General features: G+C 72.3%; 18 protein-coding genes. 14 read left to right on the top strand and 4 right to left on the bottom strand.

All coding sequences use genetic code 11. The features are described 5' to 3' along the window. The first annotated feature begins 4 nt into the window (after window positions 1-4). Window positions 5-511, top strand: a complete 507-nt coding sequence (locus ACIBEF_RS09605) for an Lrp/AsnC family transcriptional regulator (RefSeq protein WP_355430675.1) — start codon at window positions 5-7, stop codon at window positions 509-511. Here the strand turns inward: ACIBEF_RS09605 and ACIBEF_RS09600 are convergent. After that, window positions 441-1,052 carry a histidine phosphatase family protein gene (locus tag ACIBEF_RS09600; protein ID WP_357223185.1) on the bottom strand — a complete coding sequence of 204 codons (612 nt, stop codon included), beginning with the start codon at window positions 1,050-1,052 and terminating at the stop codon, window positions 441-443. The genes ACIBEF_RS09605 and ACIBEF_RS09600 overlap by 71 nt on opposite strands. Before the next feature lie 156 nt (window positions 1,053-1,208). On the opposite strand from ACIBEF_RS09600, the gene ACIBEF_RS09595 reads away from it, so the two are divergent. The 4 genes from ACIBEF_RS09595 (at window position 1,209) to ACIBEF_RS09580 (ending at window position 4,565) form a co-directional block, all read left to right on the top strand. Then, complete coding sequence (locus ACIBEF_RS09595) at window positions 1,209-1,403, top strand: CsbD family protein (RefSeq protein WP_088989634.1); 195 nt, start codon at window positions 1,209-1,211, stop codon at window positions 1,401-1,403. 373 nt (window positions 1,404-1,776) lie between these two features. Further along, the gene (locus ACIBEF_RS09590) at window positions 1,777-2,646 is read left to right on the top strand and encodes a polysaccharide deacetylase family protein (RefSeq protein WP_396792633.1); all 870 of its coding nucleotides are present in this window, start codon (window positions 1,777-1,779) and stop codon (window positions 2,644-2,646) included. Between the two features lie 291 nt (window positions 2,647-2,937). Then, window positions 2,938-3,507, top strand: coding sequence for an RNA polymerase sigma factor (locus tag ACIBEF_RS09585; RefSeq protein WP_396792632.1), 570 nt, complete (start codon window positions 2,938-2,940; stop codon window positions 3,505-3,507). Next, window positions 3,504-4,565: a hypothetical protein gene (locus ACIBEF_RS09580; protein WP_396792631.1), complete on the top strand. Its 1,062-nt coding sequence runs from the start codon at window positions 3,504-3,506 to the stop codon at window positions 4,563-4,565. Before ACIBEF_RS09585 ends, ACIBEF_RS09580 begins: the two co-directional genes overlap by 4 nt. A gap of 59 nt (window positions 4,566-4,624) precedes the next feature. Here ACIBEF_RS09580 and ACIBEF_RS09575 read toward each other — a convergent pair whose 3' ends face one another. Further along, window positions 4,625-6,031 carry a KamA family radical SAM protein gene (locus ACIBEF_RS09575; RefSeq protein ID WP_396792629.1) on the bottom strand — a complete coding sequence of 469 codons (1,407 nt, stop codon included), beginning with the start codon at window positions 6,029-6,031 and terminating at the stop codon, window positions 4,625-4,627. Window positions 6,032-6,184: 153 nt separating this feature from the next. On the opposite strand from ACIBEF_RS09575, the gene ACIBEF_RS09570 reads away from it, so the two are divergent. From ACIBEF_RS09570 to ACIBEF_RS09530, 9 genes are all read left to right on the top strand, one after another. Next, on the top strand, window positions 6,185-7,234 hold the full coding sequence (locus ACIBEF_RS09570) for a zinc-binding alcohol dehydrogenase (RefSeq protein ID WP_396792798.1): 1,050 nt from the start codon (window positions 6,185-6,187) through the stop codon (window positions 7,232-7,234). 4 nt (window positions 7,235-7,238) lie between these two features. Next, entirely contained in the window at window positions 7,239-8,804 is a 1,566-nt protein-coding gene (locus tag ACIBEF_RS09565) for an amidohydrolase (RefSeq protein ID WP_396792627.1), read from the top strand. Beyond that, a complete protein-coding gene (locus tag ACIBEF_RS09560; protein ID WP_396792626.1) occupies window positions 8,801-10,360 on the top strand; it encodes a lysine 5,6-aminomutase subunit alpha in 1,560 nt (519 codons plus the stop codon). Before ACIBEF_RS09565 ends, ACIBEF_RS09560 begins: the two co-directional genes overlap by 4 nt. Continuing rightward, entirely contained in the window at window positions 10,357-11,118 is a 762-nt protein-coding gene (locus ACIBEF_RS09555; RefSeq protein WP_396792624.1) for an OAM dimerization domain-containing protein, read from the top strand. Before ACIBEF_RS09560 ends, ACIBEF_RS09555 begins: the two co-directional genes overlap by 4 nt. Further along, window positions 11,115-11,507 carry a hotdog domain-containing protein gene (locus ACIBEF_RS09550; RefSeq protein WP_396792622.1) on the top strand — a complete coding sequence of 131 codons (393 nt, stop codon included), beginning with the start codon at window positions 11,115-11,117 and terminating at the stop codon, window positions 11,505-11,507. The genes ACIBEF_RS09555 and ACIBEF_RS09550 overlap by 4 nt, the downstream gene beginning before the upstream one ends. Continuing rightward, window positions 11,504-12,841 (top strand): glutamate mutase L, encoded by a 1,338-nt coding sequence (locus ACIBEF_RS09545; RefSeq protein WP_396792620.1) that lies wholly within the window; start codon window positions 11,504-11,506, stop codon window positions 12,839-12,841. The genes ACIBEF_RS09550 and ACIBEF_RS09545 overlap by 4 nt, the downstream gene beginning before the upstream one ends. A 578-nt stretch (window positions 12,842-13,419) precedes the next feature. Further along, the gene (gene lnt / locus ACIBEF_RS09540) at window positions 13,420-15,117 is read left to right on the top strand and encodes an apolipoprotein N-acyltransferase (protein WP_396792796.1); all 1,698 of its coding nucleotides are present in this window, start codon (window positions 13,420-13,422) and stop codon (window positions 15,115-15,117) included. A 34-nt stretch (window positions 15,118-15,151) separates the two neighbouring features. After that, complete coding sequence (locus ACIBEF_RS09535) at window positions 15,152-15,961, top strand: polyprenol monophosphomannose synthase (RefSeq protein WP_357234695.1); 810 nt, start codon at window positions 15,152-15,154, stop codon at window positions 15,959-15,961. Window positions 15,962-16,053: 92 nt separating this feature from the next. Then, the gene (locus ACIBEF_RS09530; protein ID WP_355007467.1) at window positions 16,054-16,572 is read left to right on the top strand and encodes an FxsA family protein; all 519 of its coding nucleotides are present in this window, start codon (window positions 16,054-16,056) and stop codon (window positions 16,570-16,572) included. 77 nt (window positions 16,573-16,649) lie between these two features. Here the strand turns inward: ACIBEF_RS09530 and ACIBEF_RS09525 are convergent, their stop codons facing one another. Next, window positions 16,650-16,991: an RNA polymerase-binding protein RbpA gene (locus ACIBEF_RS09525; protein WP_030327608.1), complete on the bottom strand. Its 342-nt coding sequence runs from the start codon at window positions 16,989-16,991 to the stop codon at window positions 16,650-16,652. A gap of 231 nt (window positions 16,992-17,222) precedes the next feature. Then, window positions 17,223-18,377: a hypothetical protein gene (locus ACIBEF_RS09520; protein WP_396792618.1), complete on the bottom strand. Its 1,155-nt coding sequence runs from the start codon at window positions 18,375-18,377 to the stop codon at window positions 17,223-17,225. Window positions 18,378-18,397 lie beyond the last annotated feature (20 nt).

The following is an 18,397-nucleotide window of genomic DNA, read 5'->3' as shown; positions in this document are numbered from 1 at the left end:
CGCCGTGGAGGAGATCGACCGCGCTATCGTCGCCGCGCTGACCGCCGACGGCCGTCTGTCGTACACCGACCTGGCCGAGCGGGTGGGGCTGTCGGTGTCCGCCGTGCATCAGCGGGTCCGTCGGCTGGAGCAGCGCGGGGTGATCAAGGGGTACGCGGCCCGGGTGTCGTTCGAGGCGTTGGACCTGCCGCTCACCGCGTTCGTGGCGATCCGGCCGTTCGATCCGTCGCAGCCGGACGACGCCCCGGAGCGGCTGGCCCACCTGCCGGAGATCGACTCCTGCTACTCGGTGGCGGGGGAGGACTTCTACCTGCTGCTGGTGCGGGTGGCCAGCCCCACCGACCTGGAGCGGGTGCTGCAGGAGATCCGTACCTCGGCGAACGTCACGACCCGGACGACAGTGGTGTTGTCCACGCCGTACGAGAACCGGCCGCCGAAGATCAGCGCTGCGGCACCGAGTCGGTCGCGGTCCCGGGCGCCGGAGGAGCCGGCTGGTTCCACCGCAGGATGACCTGCCGGCCGTGTTCGTGACCGAGCGCGCTGACAGTGGCGGTGTCCAGGCGTAGCCGCCCACCGGCGGACGGGGGCAGGCCGATCCAGCGGGCACCGAGCACCCGCAGGCTGTGCGCGTGCCCGACCAGCGCCACGGTGCCCCGGTCGAGCAGCGGGGTGACGCGGGCCAGCACCCGGTCCAGCCGTTCGCCCACCTCCGCGGGGGACTCCCCGCCGGGGCAGCCGTCGGTCCAGATGTTCCAGTGCGGATCGTCGTCGTGGATGTCGACTGTGGTGCGACCCTCGTACTCGCCGTAGTTCCACTCGCTGAGGTTCTCGTCGACGGCGTCGACGGTGAGCCCGGCCAGCTGCGCGGTGCGCAGCGCGCGGGAGCGGGGGCTGGTCAGCACGGTGACGAAGCGCCGGCCGGCCAGGAACGCGGCCAGGGTGCGGGCCTGTCGCTCGCCGTCGGGGGTCAGCTCCAGGTCGGTGTACGAGGTGTGCCGCAGGCTGGCGCTCCAGGTGGTCTCGCCGTGCCGGATCAGCAGGAGCTCTCCCATGCGGTCAGTTAACCATCGTGGGTCGGTGCCGACAGCCGACCTCTCACTACCTATCTTCCTAGGATGCTCTAGCGGGTGTGCCGACCGGCACTGCCGGTTTCGGCACCCGGAGACCGGGCAAGCGAGCCAGGACAACCGCCAGACCGAGGAGGCGCGATGAGCTTCACCGAGAAGGCAAAGAACAAGGTTGAGCAGATGGCCGGCGCCGCGAGGGAGCGCGTCGGCGACATGACCGACAACGAGCGGATGCGTGGCGAGGGCGCCAGCCAGCAGAGCGACGCGCGCGCCAAGCAGGCCGGTCAGAACGTGAAGGACGCCGGTCGCAACGTGAAGGACTCCTTCACGAAGTGACGTGAGCGGTCCACGGGTCCCCGGGCGCACCGACGCCCGGGGACCCGTCGCGCTGCGGTAGGGGACCAACCATCCTCGACTACCCAAACCCGGCACAAAACCCCATAATCGACGCCCCCCAGGGTCTCCCCAGCCCTCACGCCTCGTCGATCTTGCACTTTCTGTTGCGGCATTTGGGGCATCCCGTTCAATCCGACGACCGTAAGTGCAAGATCGGCGAGACACGGGCGGGGCGCGGGCGGGGCGCGGGCGGGGCGCGGGCGGGGCAGTGAGGGTGGCTCGCGTTTGGGATGATCGGCGGCGTGAATCGGGGTCGGCTTCGTCCGTTGTGGTGTGGCGTACTCGCGGCGGTGGCCGTTGTCGGTGGTGCCGCGTGTACGGCGTCCCGGGTGCCGCCGCCGGACCGGCCCGTCTTCGTCGGGTCGTCGGCCTCGTCCACCCCGGCCGCGAGTTGGCCGGTGCCTCTTCGGCCGTGCCGTCGACGGGTGTTACTCCCGGGGTGCCGTCGAACAGCGTCTCGACGCCGCCGGTGGTGGTTGCCACGGTGCCGGGCACGACGCCCATCGGAGCCAGGGCGCGGGTGGTGGATCACGGGCCGCGCAGCGGCGCCAGGGTCGCGCTGACCTTCGACGCGGACATGACCGACGGGATGTTGGCCAGCCTGCGGGCCGGCCGGGTGAAGTCGTACGCGAACCTGCGCATCCTCGACCTGCTGGAGCGGGAGCAGGTGCCGGCGACGTTCTTCCTGACCGGGAAGTGGGTGCAGCGGTACCCGGACGTGACCCGGCGGATCGCCGGCAACCCGCGCTTCGAGTTGGCCAACCACACCTACGGGCACGCGGCGTTCACCGCGGACTGCTACGACCTGCCCCGGTTGCCGGTCGACGAGCTGGCCGGCGACGTGGCGAAGACGTTCGAGGTGATCGCGCCCTACGGCGGTCGGCAGACCCGGTACTTCCGGTTTCCCGGGTTGTGCCACGACGCGGCGGCGTTGGACGCGTTGGCGCCGCTGGGCGTGACCGTGGTCGACGGGGACGTGGTCAGTGGGGATCCGTTCGCGACGGCGTGGAAGCCGTTGGTGCGGGCGGTGTTGGACCATGTTCGCCCCGGCTCGGTGGTGATCATGCATGTGACCGAGGCGAACGCGGCGATGACCGATGAGGCGTTGCCGCACATCCTGGCCGGGCTGCGTGAGCGAGGGCTGGTGCCGGCGCCGTTGTCCGAGGTGCTGGTCGGCGGCTGAGGCGACCGAGGCAGCCAGGGCCATCACGCTCGTTCCGCGTCGACCCGTGCACTCGCGTCGTTGCCGCGGGTGGACCGTTGGGCGTCGTTTGCCAGCATCAGCACCAGGATCGCGATGGTGGTGACGAGCTGGACTGTTGCATGGCGACGGTGGCCAGTGTCGCCGCGGCGGCGGCGAGTCGGGCCCGGGGGATGGGCAGGCATAGCACGGTCGCGGTGGCCGTTACGGCGGTGAGCTGGGGTGGGTTTCGAGGGCTGTCACGGTTGGGGCCTCACCGGACATGGAGTGGATGTGAGCTCCGGCATTGAGTACTACGAGGACCGCTTCCGGCGTGTCTATCTTGAGCACTTCGCGCCGTTGTTGGCGTACGCGCTGCGGCGCGTCGCGCATCCCGAGGACGGGGCCGACGTCGTCGCGGAGACCTTCCTGGTCGCCTGGCGGCGCAGGCATGACATTCCGGCCGACGGTGAAGCTCGGCTCTGGCTGTACGGCGTGGCCCGGCGGGTGCTGGCCAATCATCACCGGGGTGGGGTTCGCCGGCAGCGGCTGGGTGAGCGGCTACGTGAGCAGATCGCCGTCGTGGTGGCTGCTGATCCGGGCAGTGAGGTGCCCGAGCGGCTCGCTGTCCGGGCGGCGTTGGCGGGTCTGGGTGAGCTGGACCGCGAGGTGTTGATGCTCACCGTGTGGGAGGGCTTGCAGCCGCGAGAGGTGGCTGCGGTCCTGGGGGTGGGTCCCACCGTGGTGCGGACGCGGCTCTCGCGGGCGCGAGCCAGGCTGCGCGAACTGGTCGGTGACGACCTCGGGCCGCCTGGACATGTACTCGACGTGCTGACCGCAGCGACCCGGAAGGAGCAGAGATGACCGAGGAACACCTTGACCGGCTGGTTCGGGAAGCTGACCCCGCTCGGCGGGACCTCATCGGGCAGCTTGACGGGATGAAGCAGACCCTCCTGGGGGAGATCATGTCCGAGTCGACGCTCGATCGGTTCGTGGAGCCACCGCGAGGGCGACCGAGTGTGCGTCGCTTCGCCGGTGTGGCGGCGGTGGTCGTGGTCCTTGCCGGCGTCCTGGCCGTCTCTGTTCTGGCGGGCGAGCCCGAGGAGGTCGGGGAGGTGGCTTCCGCTCCCAGCGCCGGTGCTGCGGTCGTCTACTCGCCGGTGGCGATGCGGGCGGCGGAGAAGAATCCGCGGTTGCTGATCAACCGGCCCGGCTGGAAGGCGACCAACGTGTCGGGGTTCACCCAGGAGGTGGGCACCATCACCTTTCGCAACGGTGGACGCGAGGTGGAGTTCGACTGGTATCCGGCTGACGGTTACGCCGACCGTTACGCCGACCGGCTCCACGTCAGTCGTCCGAAGGCTGTGCAGGTCGATGGCTGGCCGGGTGACCAGTTCGAGTATTCCGCCAGCGACTTCGAGGTGTTGCTCCGTCCCCGTGACGGGGTTTTCGTCGAGTTACAGACCACGGGTGACTGGTCTCGGAGGGAGTTCGCCCGGGTCCTCGCCAATGTGGTCCGGGCGGATGCCCGTACGTGGTTGGGCGCGCTTCCGCCGGAGATCGTCATTCCCGAGCGGGCGTTGGCGCGGGCGGCCGAGGTGCTCGCGGACGTGCCGCTCCCGCCGGGCTTCGACGTCGCGACCCTGGTTGACGTCGGCATCAACGATCCCTATCACTTCGGTGCCGTTGTGACGTCGCGGGTCGGTTGTGGGTGGATCGCTGAGTGGCAGCGGGCGAGGTCGAGCGGGGACGAGGCCGGGGTGCGGCGGGCCGCCGACGCGTTGCGGAGCAGTCACGGGTGGCGGGTGCTGCGGGACATGGACAAGGCCGGCGACTGGCCAGAGGTGTTCTGGGAGTACGCCGACGAGATCGCGGCCGGGACGTTGCGGGCCAGTTATTCGCAGGGTCTGGGCTGCGCCTGACGACGGAGTGCGAGACACCCCCGGGGCGTGGTCTGCCCGGGGGTGTCGTCGTCGGTGGGTCAGTCGTCGCGGTGGTCGTGCCACCACTGCTGGCCGTTGGTGGGCAGGGTGTCGATCGGGTCGTAGTAGGCGTAGCGCTTGTTGAGCGCCTCCAGGTCGGCGGATTCGATGGAGGTGCGGTAGTTCTTGGTCCAGTAGGAGATGCCGCGTTCGCGGTCGTAGTCGGTGAGCATGTGCACCCAGCGCTTACCGACGAAGGGGACGTCGCAGACGATGCGGGGGGTGGCGTAGCCGGGGAGGTAGCCCATGATGTCGTGTTGGAGTTGCTGGGCGTGCCAGACCGGGACCCGCCAGTGTTCGGCGTTGGGGATCATGTCGCACATGTAGAAGTAGTACGGCAGGATGCCTGCTTCGCCCTGGAGGGCGAAGCAGAGGTCGAGCAGTTCCGGGGTGGTGGCGTTGACGCCGCGCATGAGGACGCCCTGGTTGCGGACGTCGCGGACGCCGACGTCGAGGGCGGTCTGGGCGGCCTTGGCGACCAGTGGGGTGAGTGACTGGGCGTGGTTGACGTGGGTGTGGATGGCGAGGTTGACGCCGCGGCGGGCGGCGGTGCGGGCGACGCGTTCCAGGCCCTCGACGACGTCGGGTTGCAGCCAGTGTTGGGGTAGGCCCATGAGGGCCTTGGTGGCGAGCCGGATGTCGCGGACCGTTTCCAGTTCCAGCAGGCGCATGAGGTACGACTCGAGGTTGCGCCAGGGGACGTTGGCCACGTCGCCGCCGGAGACGACCACGTCGCGGACGCCGGGGTGGGCCTTGAGGTAGGCGATGTGGGCGTCGTAGCGGTCGACGGGCTTGAGGGTGAGTTTGAGTTTGTCGACGGCGGGGGTGGAGTTGCCGACGAGGTCCATGCGGGTGCAGTGTCCGCAGTACTGGGGGCAGGTGGAGAGCAGCTCGGCGAGGACCTTGGTGGGGTAGCGGTGGGTGAGCCCTTCGGCGACCCACATGTCGTGCTCGTGGAGGCTGTCGCGGCTGGCGTAGGGGTGTGAGGGCCAGTCGGTGCGTCGGTCGGAGGCGACCGGGATCATGTAGCGGCGGATGGGGTCGGCGAGCAGGGCCTCGGTGGTGAGGGTCGCGAACGGCACCATCGTGTTGATCATTTGTGGTGGCACCAGCATGGACATGGTGGCCATTGCCGCTTGGTCGGCTTGGAGGTCGGCGTAGAAGGTCTCGTCGATCAGGTCACCGAAGACGGCGCGCAGTTGCTTGATGTTCTTGACGCAGTTGACGCGTTGCCACTGGGCGGATTCCCACTGGTCGCGGGTGACGTGGCGCCAGCCGGGGAACCGGGTCCAGTCGGGTTCGACCAGGGGGCGGCGGTGGTACTCGTAGGGCTGCCCGGCGGTCGGTACGGCGACCGGGGCGTGACGGGGTTGAGGGATGGTCTCAACCGGTTGGGTCTGGGTCACGGCCCCTCCTCGGTGTTGTGGCTGATCATCGAAGCCCGAAGGCTACTGGAAAATATTCGGTACAGAAACTAGTCTGCCGTAAGTTTTCCCGTTACGCGAGCCTTGACCGGGGCTTCGGGCGGCTGGACAGGGGAGGTCGGCGTGACGTCACCGGTGGGACTGCACCGCGTCGTGCAACCGGCGGGGGTGCTGCCGCAGGCGGCCTGGCGCCTGGACACGTCGGCGGCGATCGCGCCGAACGAGGTGCGGATCCGGGTGCAGCGGCTCAACCTGGACGCGGCGAGCTTCCGGCAGTTGTCGGAGAAGCACGGCGGCGACGGTGACGCGGTCCGCGCCGAGGTGCTGGAGATCATCGCTACCCGGGGGAAGATGCAGAACCCGGTGACCGGGTCGGGCGGGATGCTGATCGGCACCGTCGAGGAGGCCGGTCGGCGGTCCCCACTGGGCCTCCGGGCGGGGGAGCGGGTCGCGACCCTGGTGTCGTTGACGCTGACGCCCCTGGTGATCACCGATGGGTTGGCCCGTTGGGACGGGCGCAGCGAGCAGGTGCCCTGTGACGGGTGGGCGATCCTGTTCGCGCGCTCCATCGCCGCGGTGCTGCCCGACGACGAGGACCCCCAGCTGTCCCTCGCCGTGCTGGATGTGTGCGGTGCGCCCGCGCTGACCGCCCGGGTGGTGTCGCGCTACGTCGAGGAGCGTCAGCGGGGCGGTGATCCGACGCCGGTGCGGGTCGCGGTGATCGGTGGGGCGGGTAAGAGCGGGTCGCTGTCGCTCGCTGCGGCGCGGCGGGCGGGCGCCGCGCGTACCGTCGGGGTGGTGCCGGTGGCGGCGGAGCGCGACGCGCTGACGGCCGCCGGCCTGGCGTCGGTGGTGGCGCTGGCCGACGCGCGCGACCCGGTGGGGTTGTCCACGGCGGTGACCACCGCGTTGGGGGTGCCGGCGGACGTGACGGTGGTCTGCGTGGACGTGCCGGGGTGTGAGCACGGGGCGGTGCTGGCCACCGCTGACGGCGGCACGGTGATTTTCTTCTCCATGGCGACGAGCTTCTCCGCGGCGGCGTTGGGCGCGGAGGGGTTGGCGGCGGACGTGACGATGCTGGTGGGCAACGGGTACGTGCCGGGGCACGCGGAGTTGGCGTTGGGGCTGTTGCGGGCCGAGCCTGGGGTGCGTCAGCTGTTCGCGGCGCGGGTCGCGGCAGACTGAGGTCATGACGAACCCCTCGACGTTGTACCGCGGCGGCGTGCTGCACTGCCCCGCCGACCCGAGCGCCACCGCGCTGCTGGTGTCCGGTGGGCGGATTGCCTGGTTGGGTACCGACGGTGACGCGCCGCCGGCCGACCGGGTGGTGGACCTGGGCGGGGCGTTGGTGACGCCGGCGTTCGTGGACGCGCACGTGCACGCCACCGACACCGGGTTGGCGTTGTCCGGGTTGTCGTTGTCCGGGGTGCGCTCGGCGGGGCAGTTGCTCGACGCGGTGGCGGGGTTCGCGGCGGGTCTGCCGGCGGACGCGGTGGTGCTCGGGCACGGCTGGGACGAGTCGGGGTGGTCGGATCCGACGTTGCCGGACGCCGCGGCGTTGGACCGGGCCGCCGGTGGTCGGCGGGTGTACCTGTCGCAGGCGTCGATCCACTCGGCGTTGGTGTCGTCGGCGTTGCTGGCGGCGTGCCCGCAGGCGGCGCAGGCCCCCGGGTACGACGCGTCGGGCTGGTTGCGGCGCGACGCGCACCACGTGGTGCGGGCGGCCGCGCAGGCGTCGGTGAGTCGGGCGCAGCGGGTCGCGGCGCAGCGGGTGGCTCTGGCCCATGCGGCGTCGTTGGGGATCGCGGCGGTGCACGAGTGTGGTGGCCCGGAGATCTCCGACGAGGAGGACTTCACCGGTCTGCTGGGCATCTCCGGCGCGGGCCTGCCGGAGGTGTACGGGTACTGGGGTGAGTTGGGTGGTGCGGCGCGGGCCCGGGAGTTGGGCGCGGTCGGCGCCGGTGGGGATTTGTTCGCCGACGGGGCGTTGGGGTCGCGTACGGCGCACGTGTCGCAGCCGTACGGCGACGGTGAGGGCTGCGGGCACGGGTACCTGTCGGTCGAGCAGGTGCGTGATCACCTGCTGGACTGCGCGGCGCACGGCATGCAGGGCGGTTTCCACGCCATCGGTGACGCGGCGATCGGCACCGTCCTGGACGGGTTCGCGGCGGCGGCGCGGACGGTGGGGGTGGAGCGGTTGCGCGCGGCCCGGCACCGCATCGAACACGCGGAGATCATGAGTAAGGCGTTGATCGCGCGGTTCGTGGAGTACGGGGTGGTGGCGAGCATGCAGCCGGCGTTCGACCGGTTGTGGGGTGGCGCGGGCCGGATGTACGAGGCGCGGTTGGGGTTGGACCGGTCGTTGGAGTCGAACCCGATGGGTGCGATGCACTCGGTGGGGGTGGCGTTGGCGTTCGGGTCGGATTCGCCGGTGACGCCGCTGGACCCGTGGGGGTCGGTGCGGGCGGCGGTCGCGCACCACAACCCGGCGCAGCGGATGGGTGTGCGCTCGGCGTTCGCGGCGCACACCCGGGGCGGGTGGCGGGCGGTGCACCTGGACGTCGAGGGGGTCCTGGCGTTGGGTGCGCCGGCGACGTTCGCGGTGTGGTCGACGCCGGCGGGGGTGGAGCGGGGTCTGCCGGTGTTGCAGGCCGAGGACCCGGAGGCGCGGGGTCCGAACGACCCGACGCCGTTGCCGGTGTGTCGGCGTCTGGTGCTGCGCGGTGAGGTCATTTACGAGGAAGGGTCATCATGACCGGGAAGCTTGATCTTGATCCGGTGCTGGTGGCGCGGGCGCGGGAGTTGGCGCGTCGGGCCGGGCAGCCGGTGGTGGACCTGGCCCGCAGCCACACCACCGTGTCGGTGGAGCGGGCGGTCCTGCGGTTGGCCGGGGTGACCGGCGCCGACCCGGACGGCATTCCGTGGGTGAACCGGCTCGTCGAGGCGGTGGCCGCGGACGTGGGGTTGGGGCACGGGGTGGCGGTGCCGGTGTTCGACGCCCTGGTGCGTGAGGGCAGCACCGACGTGACGTTGCTGGCGCAGAAGGCCGCCGCCGGGTCGGTGCGGTTCACCCAGCCGACCGGGCGGGCGGCCACGGCGGCCCGGTCGGCGGCGCGTAAGGCCGTCGGCGCGGGCATCCGGCGCATCGACCGGCGGCGCGCCGAGCGGGACCGGCTGGTGAAGCGCCACGGCGACCCGGCGCAGCGGCCGTGGATCTACCTGATCGTCGCCACCGGCGACATCTACGAGGACATTCCGCAGGCGCAGGCGGCGGCGCGCGCCGGCGCGGACGTGATCGCGGTGATCCGTTCCACGGGGCAGTCGTTGCTGGACTACGTGCCCGAGGGCGCGACCCGGGAGGGCTTCGCCGGCACGTACGCCACGCAGGAGAACTTCCGGCTGATGCGTGCGGCGTTGGACGAGTCGTCGAAGGAGGTGGGCCGCTACGTGCGGTTGACCAACTACGCGTCCGGGCTGTGCATGCCGGAGATGGCGACCCTGGCCGGGTTGGAACGCCTCGACATGATGTTGAACGACTCGATGTACGGGATCCTGTTCCGCGACATCAACCCGGTGCGCACGTTCGTCGACCAGCGGTTCTCCCGGCAGGTGCACGCCCGCGCCGGGATCATCATCAACACCGGTGAGGACAACTACCTGACCACCGCCGACGCGGTCGACGAGGCGCACACGGTGACGGTGTCGCAGCTGCTCAACGAGTTCTTCGCGCACGAGGCGGGGTTGGCGGACTGGCAGTTGGGGTTGGGGCACGCGTTCGAGATCAACCCGGAGGTGCCGGAGTCGTTCCGGTTGGAGTTGGCGCACGCGTTGCTGGCCCGGGAGTTGTTCCCCGACGCGCCGTTGAAGTGGATGCCGCCGACGAAGCACATGACCGGTGACGTGTTCCGGGGCAACCTGCTCGACGGGTTCTTCAACCTGGCCGGTGCCCTGACCGGTCAGGGCATCCTGCTGGTGGGGATGATGACCGAGGCGGTGGTGACGCCGTGGTTGTCCGACCGGGACATCGCCCTGCAGAACGTGCGGTACGTCCTCGGCGCGGCCGGTGGGTTGCACGAGGACTTCGTGCCGGCACCGGGCGGGTTCATCCGCCGCCGCGCCAACCAGGTCCTCGGTGAGGCGCTGGACCTGCTGGATCGCATCGGGGAGCAGACGCTGCTCACGGCGATCGCCGAGGGCACCTTCGGGATCATGAAGCGGCCTGCGGACCGCGGCAAGGGCCTCGACGGGGTCGCCGCGCACGAGGCCGACTACTGCAACCCGGCCACCGACATCCTGGAGGCGGCGGCGTGAGCGAGCGCAGCAGCAAGGCGATCGTGCGGCCGTACGGGGACACCACCGGTGACGGCATGGTGCAGGTGTCGTTCACCCTGCCGGTGACCCACGACAAGCGCGCCGAGGGCGCGGCGGTGCAGTTGGCCAACAAGATGGGCATGGACCCGGCGATGGTGGTGCACGCCAAGCCGATGGGCGACGGGTTCACGTTCTTCGTCGTGTACGGGCGGGTCAACCACCTGGTCGACCTCAACGCCGTGCAGGTGGTGGAGCGGGACTTCGCGCTGCTGTCGGCGAAGGACGTCAACACGGTGATCAAGCAGCGGTTGCGGCGCAAGCTGTCAGTGGTCGGGGCGTGCATCGGCACCGACGCGCACACGGTGGGCATCGACGCGATCCTCAACGTCAAGGGCATCGCGGGCGAGAAGGGCCTGGAGTACTACCGGGAGTTGAAGGTCACCAACATGGGCGCGCAGGTCAGCGTGCCGGAGCTGGTGGAGACCGCCCGGGCGGAGAAGGCCGACGCGGTGCTCGTGTCGCAGGTGGTCACCCAACGCGACGCGCACCTGCACAACACCAGGGAGATGTCGGCGGCGTTCCGGGAGGCGATGCCGGCGGGGCGGCGTCCGCTGCTGATCGTCGGTGGTCCCCGCTTCGACGAGACGATGACCGACGAGTTGGGCGTGGACCGGATCTTCGGTCGGGGCACCACGCCCGGCGAGGTGGCCAGCTACCTCGTGCACGCCCTGATCACGCAACGGAAGGCGATGGCATGACCGACGCACGGCTCGGGTTGACGGTGACGCACCGGCGGTATGTGCCGTACTCGCACGCCCACTACGCCGGCAACCTCGTCGACGGGGCGTACGCGCTCGGGTTGTTCGGCGACGTCGCCACGGAGGTGTGCATCCGCACCGACGGCGACGAGGGCCTGTTCGCCGGGTACGCCGATGTGCGTTTCCACGCGCCGGTGCATACCGGGGACGTCATCGAGGTCACCGCGCGGCTGTCGCGGGTGGGCAGCCGCAGCCGCACCCTGGAGCTGAGCTGCGCGGTGGTGTGCCGGGGTCGCCCGGACCGTTCCGCGTCCGCGGCGGAGGTCCTCGACCCGCCGATCGTGGCGGTCACCGCGACCGGCACCGTGGTCGTTCCCGCCGCGTCGTGACCCTGGCGGTCTGCGCCGACGTGGGTTCCACGTACACGAAGGTGGCGGTGGTGGACCTGGCCGGCGGTGTCCTGGCCGGTGCGGCGTCGGCGCCCACCACGGTGGGCACCGACGTGCTGCACGGCCTGGACGCCGCGGTCGCGGCGGCCACCGCCGGGCTCGGTGTGCGTGACGTTCCCTGGTACGTGTGTTCGTCGGCCGGTGGTGGGTTGCGGCTGGCCGTGATCGGCTACGAGCCGCTGGTCACCGCGCAGGCCGGCCGGCGGGTCGGGTTGTCCGCCGGCGCGCACGTGGTGCACGTCGCTGCCGGGCGGCTCGGCGCCGCCGACCTGACGGCGTTGCGGGCGGCCCGCCCGGACGTGGTGCTGCTCGTGGGCGGCACCGACGGCGGCGACGCCGACACGATCACCCACAACGCCACCCGCCTGGCCCGCGCCCGGTGGCGGCGGCCCGTGGTGTACGCGGGCAACGCCGACGTGCGCGAGCAGCTTACCGGGCTGCTGCGCGACGCCGGGGTGCCGGTCACCGACGCCGACAATGTCCTGCCGCGCATCGGGGTGCTCGCCCCGGCGTCGGCGCGGGCGGCGATCCGCGCGGTGTTCCTGCGTCACGTCATCGGTGGTAAACGACTGTCGCGGGGTGCCCGGTTCGCACGGTTGGTGCGGGCGGCCACCCCCGACGCGGTGCTCACCGGCGTGGAGGTGCTCGCCGACAGCCTCGGCGGTGATCTGGCGGTGGTCGACGTGGGTGGGGCCACCACCGACGTGTACTCGGTGCTCACGCCCGACGAGCGGGCCACCGGGCCGGGCCGGGAGGTCGCCGGCAGCCTGTGGCGGGCCCGCACCGTGGAGGGCGATCTGGGCATGCGGTGGAGCGCCCCCGGGGTGGTGCGGGCCGCCGCCGAGGAACGGCTGCTCACCGCCGGCGAAGCCGACGACCTGGGTGCCGCCGTGGCACGCCGGGCGGCCGACCCGGCGTTCCTGGCCGTCGGCGACGTCGAGCGGGCCGTGGACCGGCGCATCGCCACCCTCGCCGCGACGGTGGCGCTGCGCCGGCACGCCCGGGGCGCCGCCACCGGTGAACGCGCCGGGCGGGACCTGCGCGACGTGCGGATGCTGGTGGGCTCCGGTGGGGTGCTGCGGCACTCGCCGGCGGACGTGTCCGGGCAGGTGCTGACGGCGGTCCTGGCCGACCACGCCGGCGGGTGGGCGCTGCCGCGCGCCGCCGCGGCGGTGGTCGACGCCGACTACGTGCTGGCCGCCGGAGGGCTGCTCGCCGAGGAGCACCGGGCGGCCGCGCAGGCGCTGCTGCGTGAGCACCTGCGTACGCATTGAGACTCGCCGACCCGACACGCCGTGTCGCAACACACGACAGGCCGGCTGCGGGTTGACAACCGACGGGGGTCGGCACGTACCGTCTTTGAGTCCTACCACGGGAAGCGGCTGTTGTTCGCTTCGTCCCTTCGTCCGCTGGCCGAGCGACATGTTCGAGCGTCATCGTCGCGGCGGCCAGGTCCAGCGGGCGGGGGTCGGCGGGGCGGCGCGAACCGGCCGCGGTTACCGGTGTACGGGCAGGGTGAGGTGCACGGCCAGTAGACAACGGCCCGGCGGGGGCAGCCAGTCCACGTCCGGTCGGTCCGAAGGTCGTCGTGCCCCATCCTCGCCACACCGGCCGGGAAGGGCCTGGGAGCATCGGGGCGCGGCGAAAGCCGCGCCCCGATTTCATATCCGTGCTTCCCCCGCGCGCTCCCACCCCCCGTTCTCGGCGATCTTGCGGTTTGTGTCGTTGATGTGGGCGGGAATGCCCCTTGTGTCGGCACCGGAAGTGCACGATCGGCGAACAGGGGGCCCGGCCAGCGGGACCGTCAGGCGGGTAGCCTTCGCCGGGTGATCGAGGTGAAGCTGCGGTGACGATGCTGGACCGGGATGAGACACCCGCCCCCACGGTGATCAGCGCCCCTGCCGTCGTGGGTCGCCCCCTGTCGCTGCGGGTCGCCGTGCCGCTGGCCGTGGCCGCCGGGCTGGCCCTGCTGGTGGCGTTCCCCCCGTACGGGGTGTGGCCGCTCGCGCCGGTCGGGGTGGCGTTGCTGGCCGCCGCCGCGCACCGGCGGCGGTTGCGCGCCGGCGCCGGTCTGGGCTTCCTGACCGGGTTGGCGTTCTTCGCCCCGCTGCTGGCCTGGACGAACCTGCACACCGGTTACCTGCCGTGGGTGCTGCTGACGCTGCTGCAGGCCGGCTACCTGGCGTTGCTGGGCACGGCCACCGCCTGGGTGTCGCCGCTGGTCGACCGGGCCCGCTGGGCGTGGCCGGCGCTGACCGGGCTGCTCTGGGTCGGGCAGGAGGCGCTGCGCGACCGTACCCCGTTCGGCGGGTTCCCGTGGGGGCGGTTGGCGTTCAGCCAGGACGACTCGCCGCTGCTGCGGCTGGCCGCGCTGGGCGGCGCCCCGTTGGTCACCTTCGTCGTGGCCCTCATCGGCGGGTTGCTGGTCACCGCCGTCTGGCGGGGCTGGGTCACCGCCCAGCACCACGCACCCGAGCCCACCACCACGGCGAGCGACGCCGAGACGGGCGCTGACAGCCCGCTGGACGGCCCCGCACGCGCCGGGGGTGCCGCAGGGGGCCGCTGGACGCCGGTGGTCGTACCGGCCGTCCTGGCCGTCGCGCTGACCGCCGGGGCGCTGCTGGTGCCGGTCGCCTCCGCCGGGTCCGGCGCGAACGTGACCGTGGCGATCGTGCAGGGCAACGTGCCCCGGCTGGGCCTGGACTTCAACGCCCAACGGCAGGCGGTGCTCAACAACCACGTCGACGCCACCATCGAACTGGCCGAGCGGGTCGCCTCCGGGCAACAGCGGCGACCCGACCTGGTGGTGTGGCCGGAGAACTCCAGCGACATCGACCCGCTGCGCAACCCCACCGCCGGTGCGCGCATCTCCCAGGCCGCCGACACCATCGGCGCGCCGATCCTGGTCGGCGCGGTGCTGCTGGGCCCCGACGCCGGGCAGGTCCGCAACGCGGGCATCCTGTGGCACCCCGGCACCGGCGCGGACCTCGGGCAGCTGTACACGAAACGCCACCCGGTGCCGTTCGCCGAGTACGTGCCGCTGCGCGACGTGGCCCGGATGGTCAGCAAGAAGGTCGACCTGATCCGCAACGACTTCGTGCCCGGAAGCACCCCGGGCGTGGTACGCGCCGGCCCCGCCGTGCTCGGTGACGTGATCTGCTTCGAGGTCGCCTACGACGAGGTGGTCCGCGACACCGTCACCGGCGGCGCGCAACTGCTGGTGGTGCAGACCAACAACGCCACCTTCGACGTGGCGGAGGCCCGCCAGCAGATGGCCATGGTGCGGCTGCGGGCGGTGGAGCACGGACGGCCGGCGTTGATGGCCTCAACGGTCGGGGTGTCCGGGTTCGTCGCACCCGACGGGCGGGTAAGCGATGCCACCGGGTTCAACACCCGGGAGGTCGTGGTGCGGCAGTTGCGGCTCGACGACGGACGCACCCTCGCCACCCGCCTGGGCTGGTGGCCGGAGGTGGCGCTCGCCGCGCTGGCCGCGGCGGCCCTGGTCGGCGCGGCGGTGCTGCGCCGGCGGCAGCGGGTCAGGCCCGGATAGCAACAGCCGGTACGCCGGCGGGAGCGGAGGAACCGTGATCCAGGCGACCGATACGATCCGACGCGCGGACGAGGTGCCCGGGGTGGGCCGGGTGCTGGTGGTGATCCCCACCTACAACGAGGCCGACAACATCGCCGTGATCGTGGGCCGGGTCCGGCGGGCCGCCCCGGCGGTGCGGATCCTCATCGCCGACGACAACAGCCCCGACGGCACCGGTGCGATCGCCGACGCTCTCGCCGACGGCGACGCGCACGTGCAGGTGCTGCACCGTCAGGGCAAGGAGGGCCTCGGCGCGGCGTACCTGGCCGGGTTCGGGTGGGCGCGCGAGCGTGGCTACCAGGCGGTCGTGGAGATGGACGCCGACGGCTCGCACGCCCCGGAGGACCTGCCGGCGCTGCTGGACGCCGCCCGCGACGCCGACGTGGTGATCGGCTCCCGCTGGACCAGTGGCGCGCGGGTGCTCAACTGGCCGCTGCGACGGCTGTTGCTGTCCCGCGGCGGCAACCTGTACGCGCGCCTGGCGCTGGGCATGCCCGTCTCGGACGCCACCGGCGGTTACCGGGTGTACCGGATCAGCGCGTTGGACGCCATCGACCTGGAGTCGGTGACCTCGCAGGGCTACTCGTTCCAGGTGGAGCTGTCGCGGCTGGCGCACCGGGCCGGGGTACGGATCGTCGAGGTCCCGATCACCTTCGCCGAGCGGGAACGCGGCGACAGCAAGATGAGCCCGAAGATCGTGGCCGAGGCGCTGTGGCGGATCACCGCCTGGGGGGTGCGCGACCGGCGCCAGGCGGTCCGCCGGGGCCTGCACGGCACCGCCACCGGCCAGGCACGGTGGCCGTGAGCGGGTCGGGCACGGTGGCCGTGGGCGCGGCCGTGTCATGCTGGATGAGCGGAACACGTCAGTGGTGTCCGCAGGAATGGCGATGAGGTGAGATGCGCCGAGGACTGAGGTTCGTACCGTTGGCACTGTTGCTGGCGGTGGTGCTGGAGCTGGCGGTGTTCGTCGGCGTGGGACGGGCGCTGGGGTTCGGCGCGGCGGTGTTGCTGGTGTTCGCCGCGTCCCTGCTGGGGTTGGTCCTGCTGCGCCGCGAGGGGATGCGCGCCTGGCGTGGGTTCCGGGCTGCGGCGTCGGCCGGGCAACCCCCGGGTGGGCAGGTGACCGACGGGTTGGTCGGGCTGGCCGGGGCGCTGTTGCTGGCGGTGCCCGGCCTGGTCAGTGGGCTGGTCGGGTTGCTGCTGCTGGTGCCGCCGGTGCGTCGACTGGCCCGCGTCGGGGTGCGCCGCGCCACCGAGCGGCGGGTGTCGTCGATGGTCGCCGGTGACCTGTTCGGGCCCCGCACGGTGCGGGTGCGCCAGGGTGCGCCGCAACCGACCCCGCAGCCGGAACAGCCCGTGGTGGTCGACGGCGGTCGCGCCATCGAGGGCGAGATCGTCGAACCCGGCCGGCACTGACACCACGCCACACACAGACACGACGACGGCGCCCCCGGGGAGAACCCCGGGGGCGCCGTCGTCGTCCGTCGTGCGGCTCAGGCGCGGCCGCGGCGGGTCCGAACCTCCTGCAGGCGTTCCTCCAGGATGTCCTCCAGCTCGGCGATGGAACGCCGCTCCAGAAGCATGTCCCAGTGGGTACGCGGCGGCTTGGCCTTCTTCTGCTCCGGCTCGCTGCCGTCGACGAGTCGGGCGACGCTGCCGTCGAACTTGCATTCCCAGGTCGTCGGGACCTCGGCGTCGACGGCGAACGGCACCTCGAACTGGTGGCCCTTGGCGCAGAGGTACTCGCGGGTCTGACGCGGCGCGAGCTCCGTGTTGCGGTCGGATTCGTAGCTCACCGCGCCAAGGCGGCTTCCGCGCAGCATACGCTCGCCCATGATCGACTTCCCCTCGTTCGTGGTGCTGGTCTTCTGGGTGTAACGGTGCGTCCCCGTCGAGCCATTCCCGCCCGAGGGCGTGAGGCGTCCACGGGTGGGCCGGGACCAAGGGTAGCCGGCCGGGACGCTCACCCGGTGAGGTGATCCCCAGGCGGGTCGGGACAACGGTGCGTGTCCGCTGCCACCGGGGAGGTTAACCGCTTGAGCCTACCGAAGGTTGCGCCACGACCGTCAGGTGGCGTCCTTGGCGGTGGTGGCGCCGAGGCGGGCCAGCGCCAACGCCAGGTCGCTGACCTGGTCACCGAGTTGCGCCACCCGCCGCTGCGCGAGATCCCGGTCGGTCTCGGCGGCGTCGAGTCGTACCGTCAGGGCGGTGCGGTGACCCTCGGCGGTCGCCGCGGCCTGTCGGGCCACGGTCAGCTCGGCGGTGAGCGTGTCGCGCTGGGCGGCCAGGGCCGCCACCTCCGCGCGCAGCCGTGCCGCGACCTCGGCGGCCTCCTGCCGGGCGTCGTCGGCCTGCCGGGCGGCGACCTCGGCGCGGTCGCGGGCCCGGTCGGCCTGCTCGCGCGCCCGGGCGGCGTCGGCGGCCTCGGCGCGGGTCCGTGCCGCGTCGGCGCGCGACTGCTCGATCTGGCGCCGGACGTCCTGCACCTCGGCCTGCCACCGCCCGGCCCGCTCGGTCGCCTCGGCGGCGGCCCGGCTGGCCCGTTCGGCCTCGGCGCGCAGCGCGTCGCGTTCCACGCTCAGGTCGGCCACCCGCTGCCGTTCGGCGTCGCGCTCCGTGCGCAGCTCCCGCGCCTCGGTGCGGGCCTGGTCGCGGTCGCGTTCGGCCTGGGCGCGCAGCGCCTCGGCGGCGCTGGCGTCGTGGCGCGCCTGGTCGCGGGCGGCCTCGGCGTGCTGTGCCCGCTCGTCGGCGGCGACGCCCTGCCGCTGGGCCAGCTCGGCGCGGTGGCGGGCGTCGTCGGCCTCGGCGCGGGCCTCACGGGCCTGCTCGCGGGCGCGCGCCGCGTCGGCCGCCGCGTTTTCGGCGTCGTCGCGGGCCTCGTCGCGTTCGGTCTGCGCCGCCGCGATCTCGCTGGCGGCCTCCGCGCGGACCTGCGCGAGCTGCCGCTGCACACCCACCGGGGACAACTCGGCGTGCAGCGACTCGGTCAACGTCTCGACGATCTGGTCGAGCCGGTCCACCGCCTCCCAGGTGCGGGCCACCTGCCCGGGCAGACCGGGGGCGTTGCGGTGGCGCATCCGGCTGTTGCGCGAGGCGCGCTGGCAGGCGCCGTCGTTGTCGCGGCAGTAGCGAAACGGTCGACCCGCGCCGACACGCTGCGGCACCGGCGCTCCACAGTGGGCGCACGGGCGGGTCTCGGTGGTGCTGGGCTGGGCGTCCATCGAGGGCGAAGTCTAGTGCC

This window comes from Micromonospora sp. NPDC050795, assembly GCF_044456785.1.
Lineage (GTDB): Bacteria > Actinomycetota > Actinomycetes > Mycobacteriales > Micromonosporaceae > Micromonospora.
Note: the sequence above shows the minus strand (reverse complement) of the source record. Positions and strands in the feature narration are given on the sequence as shown.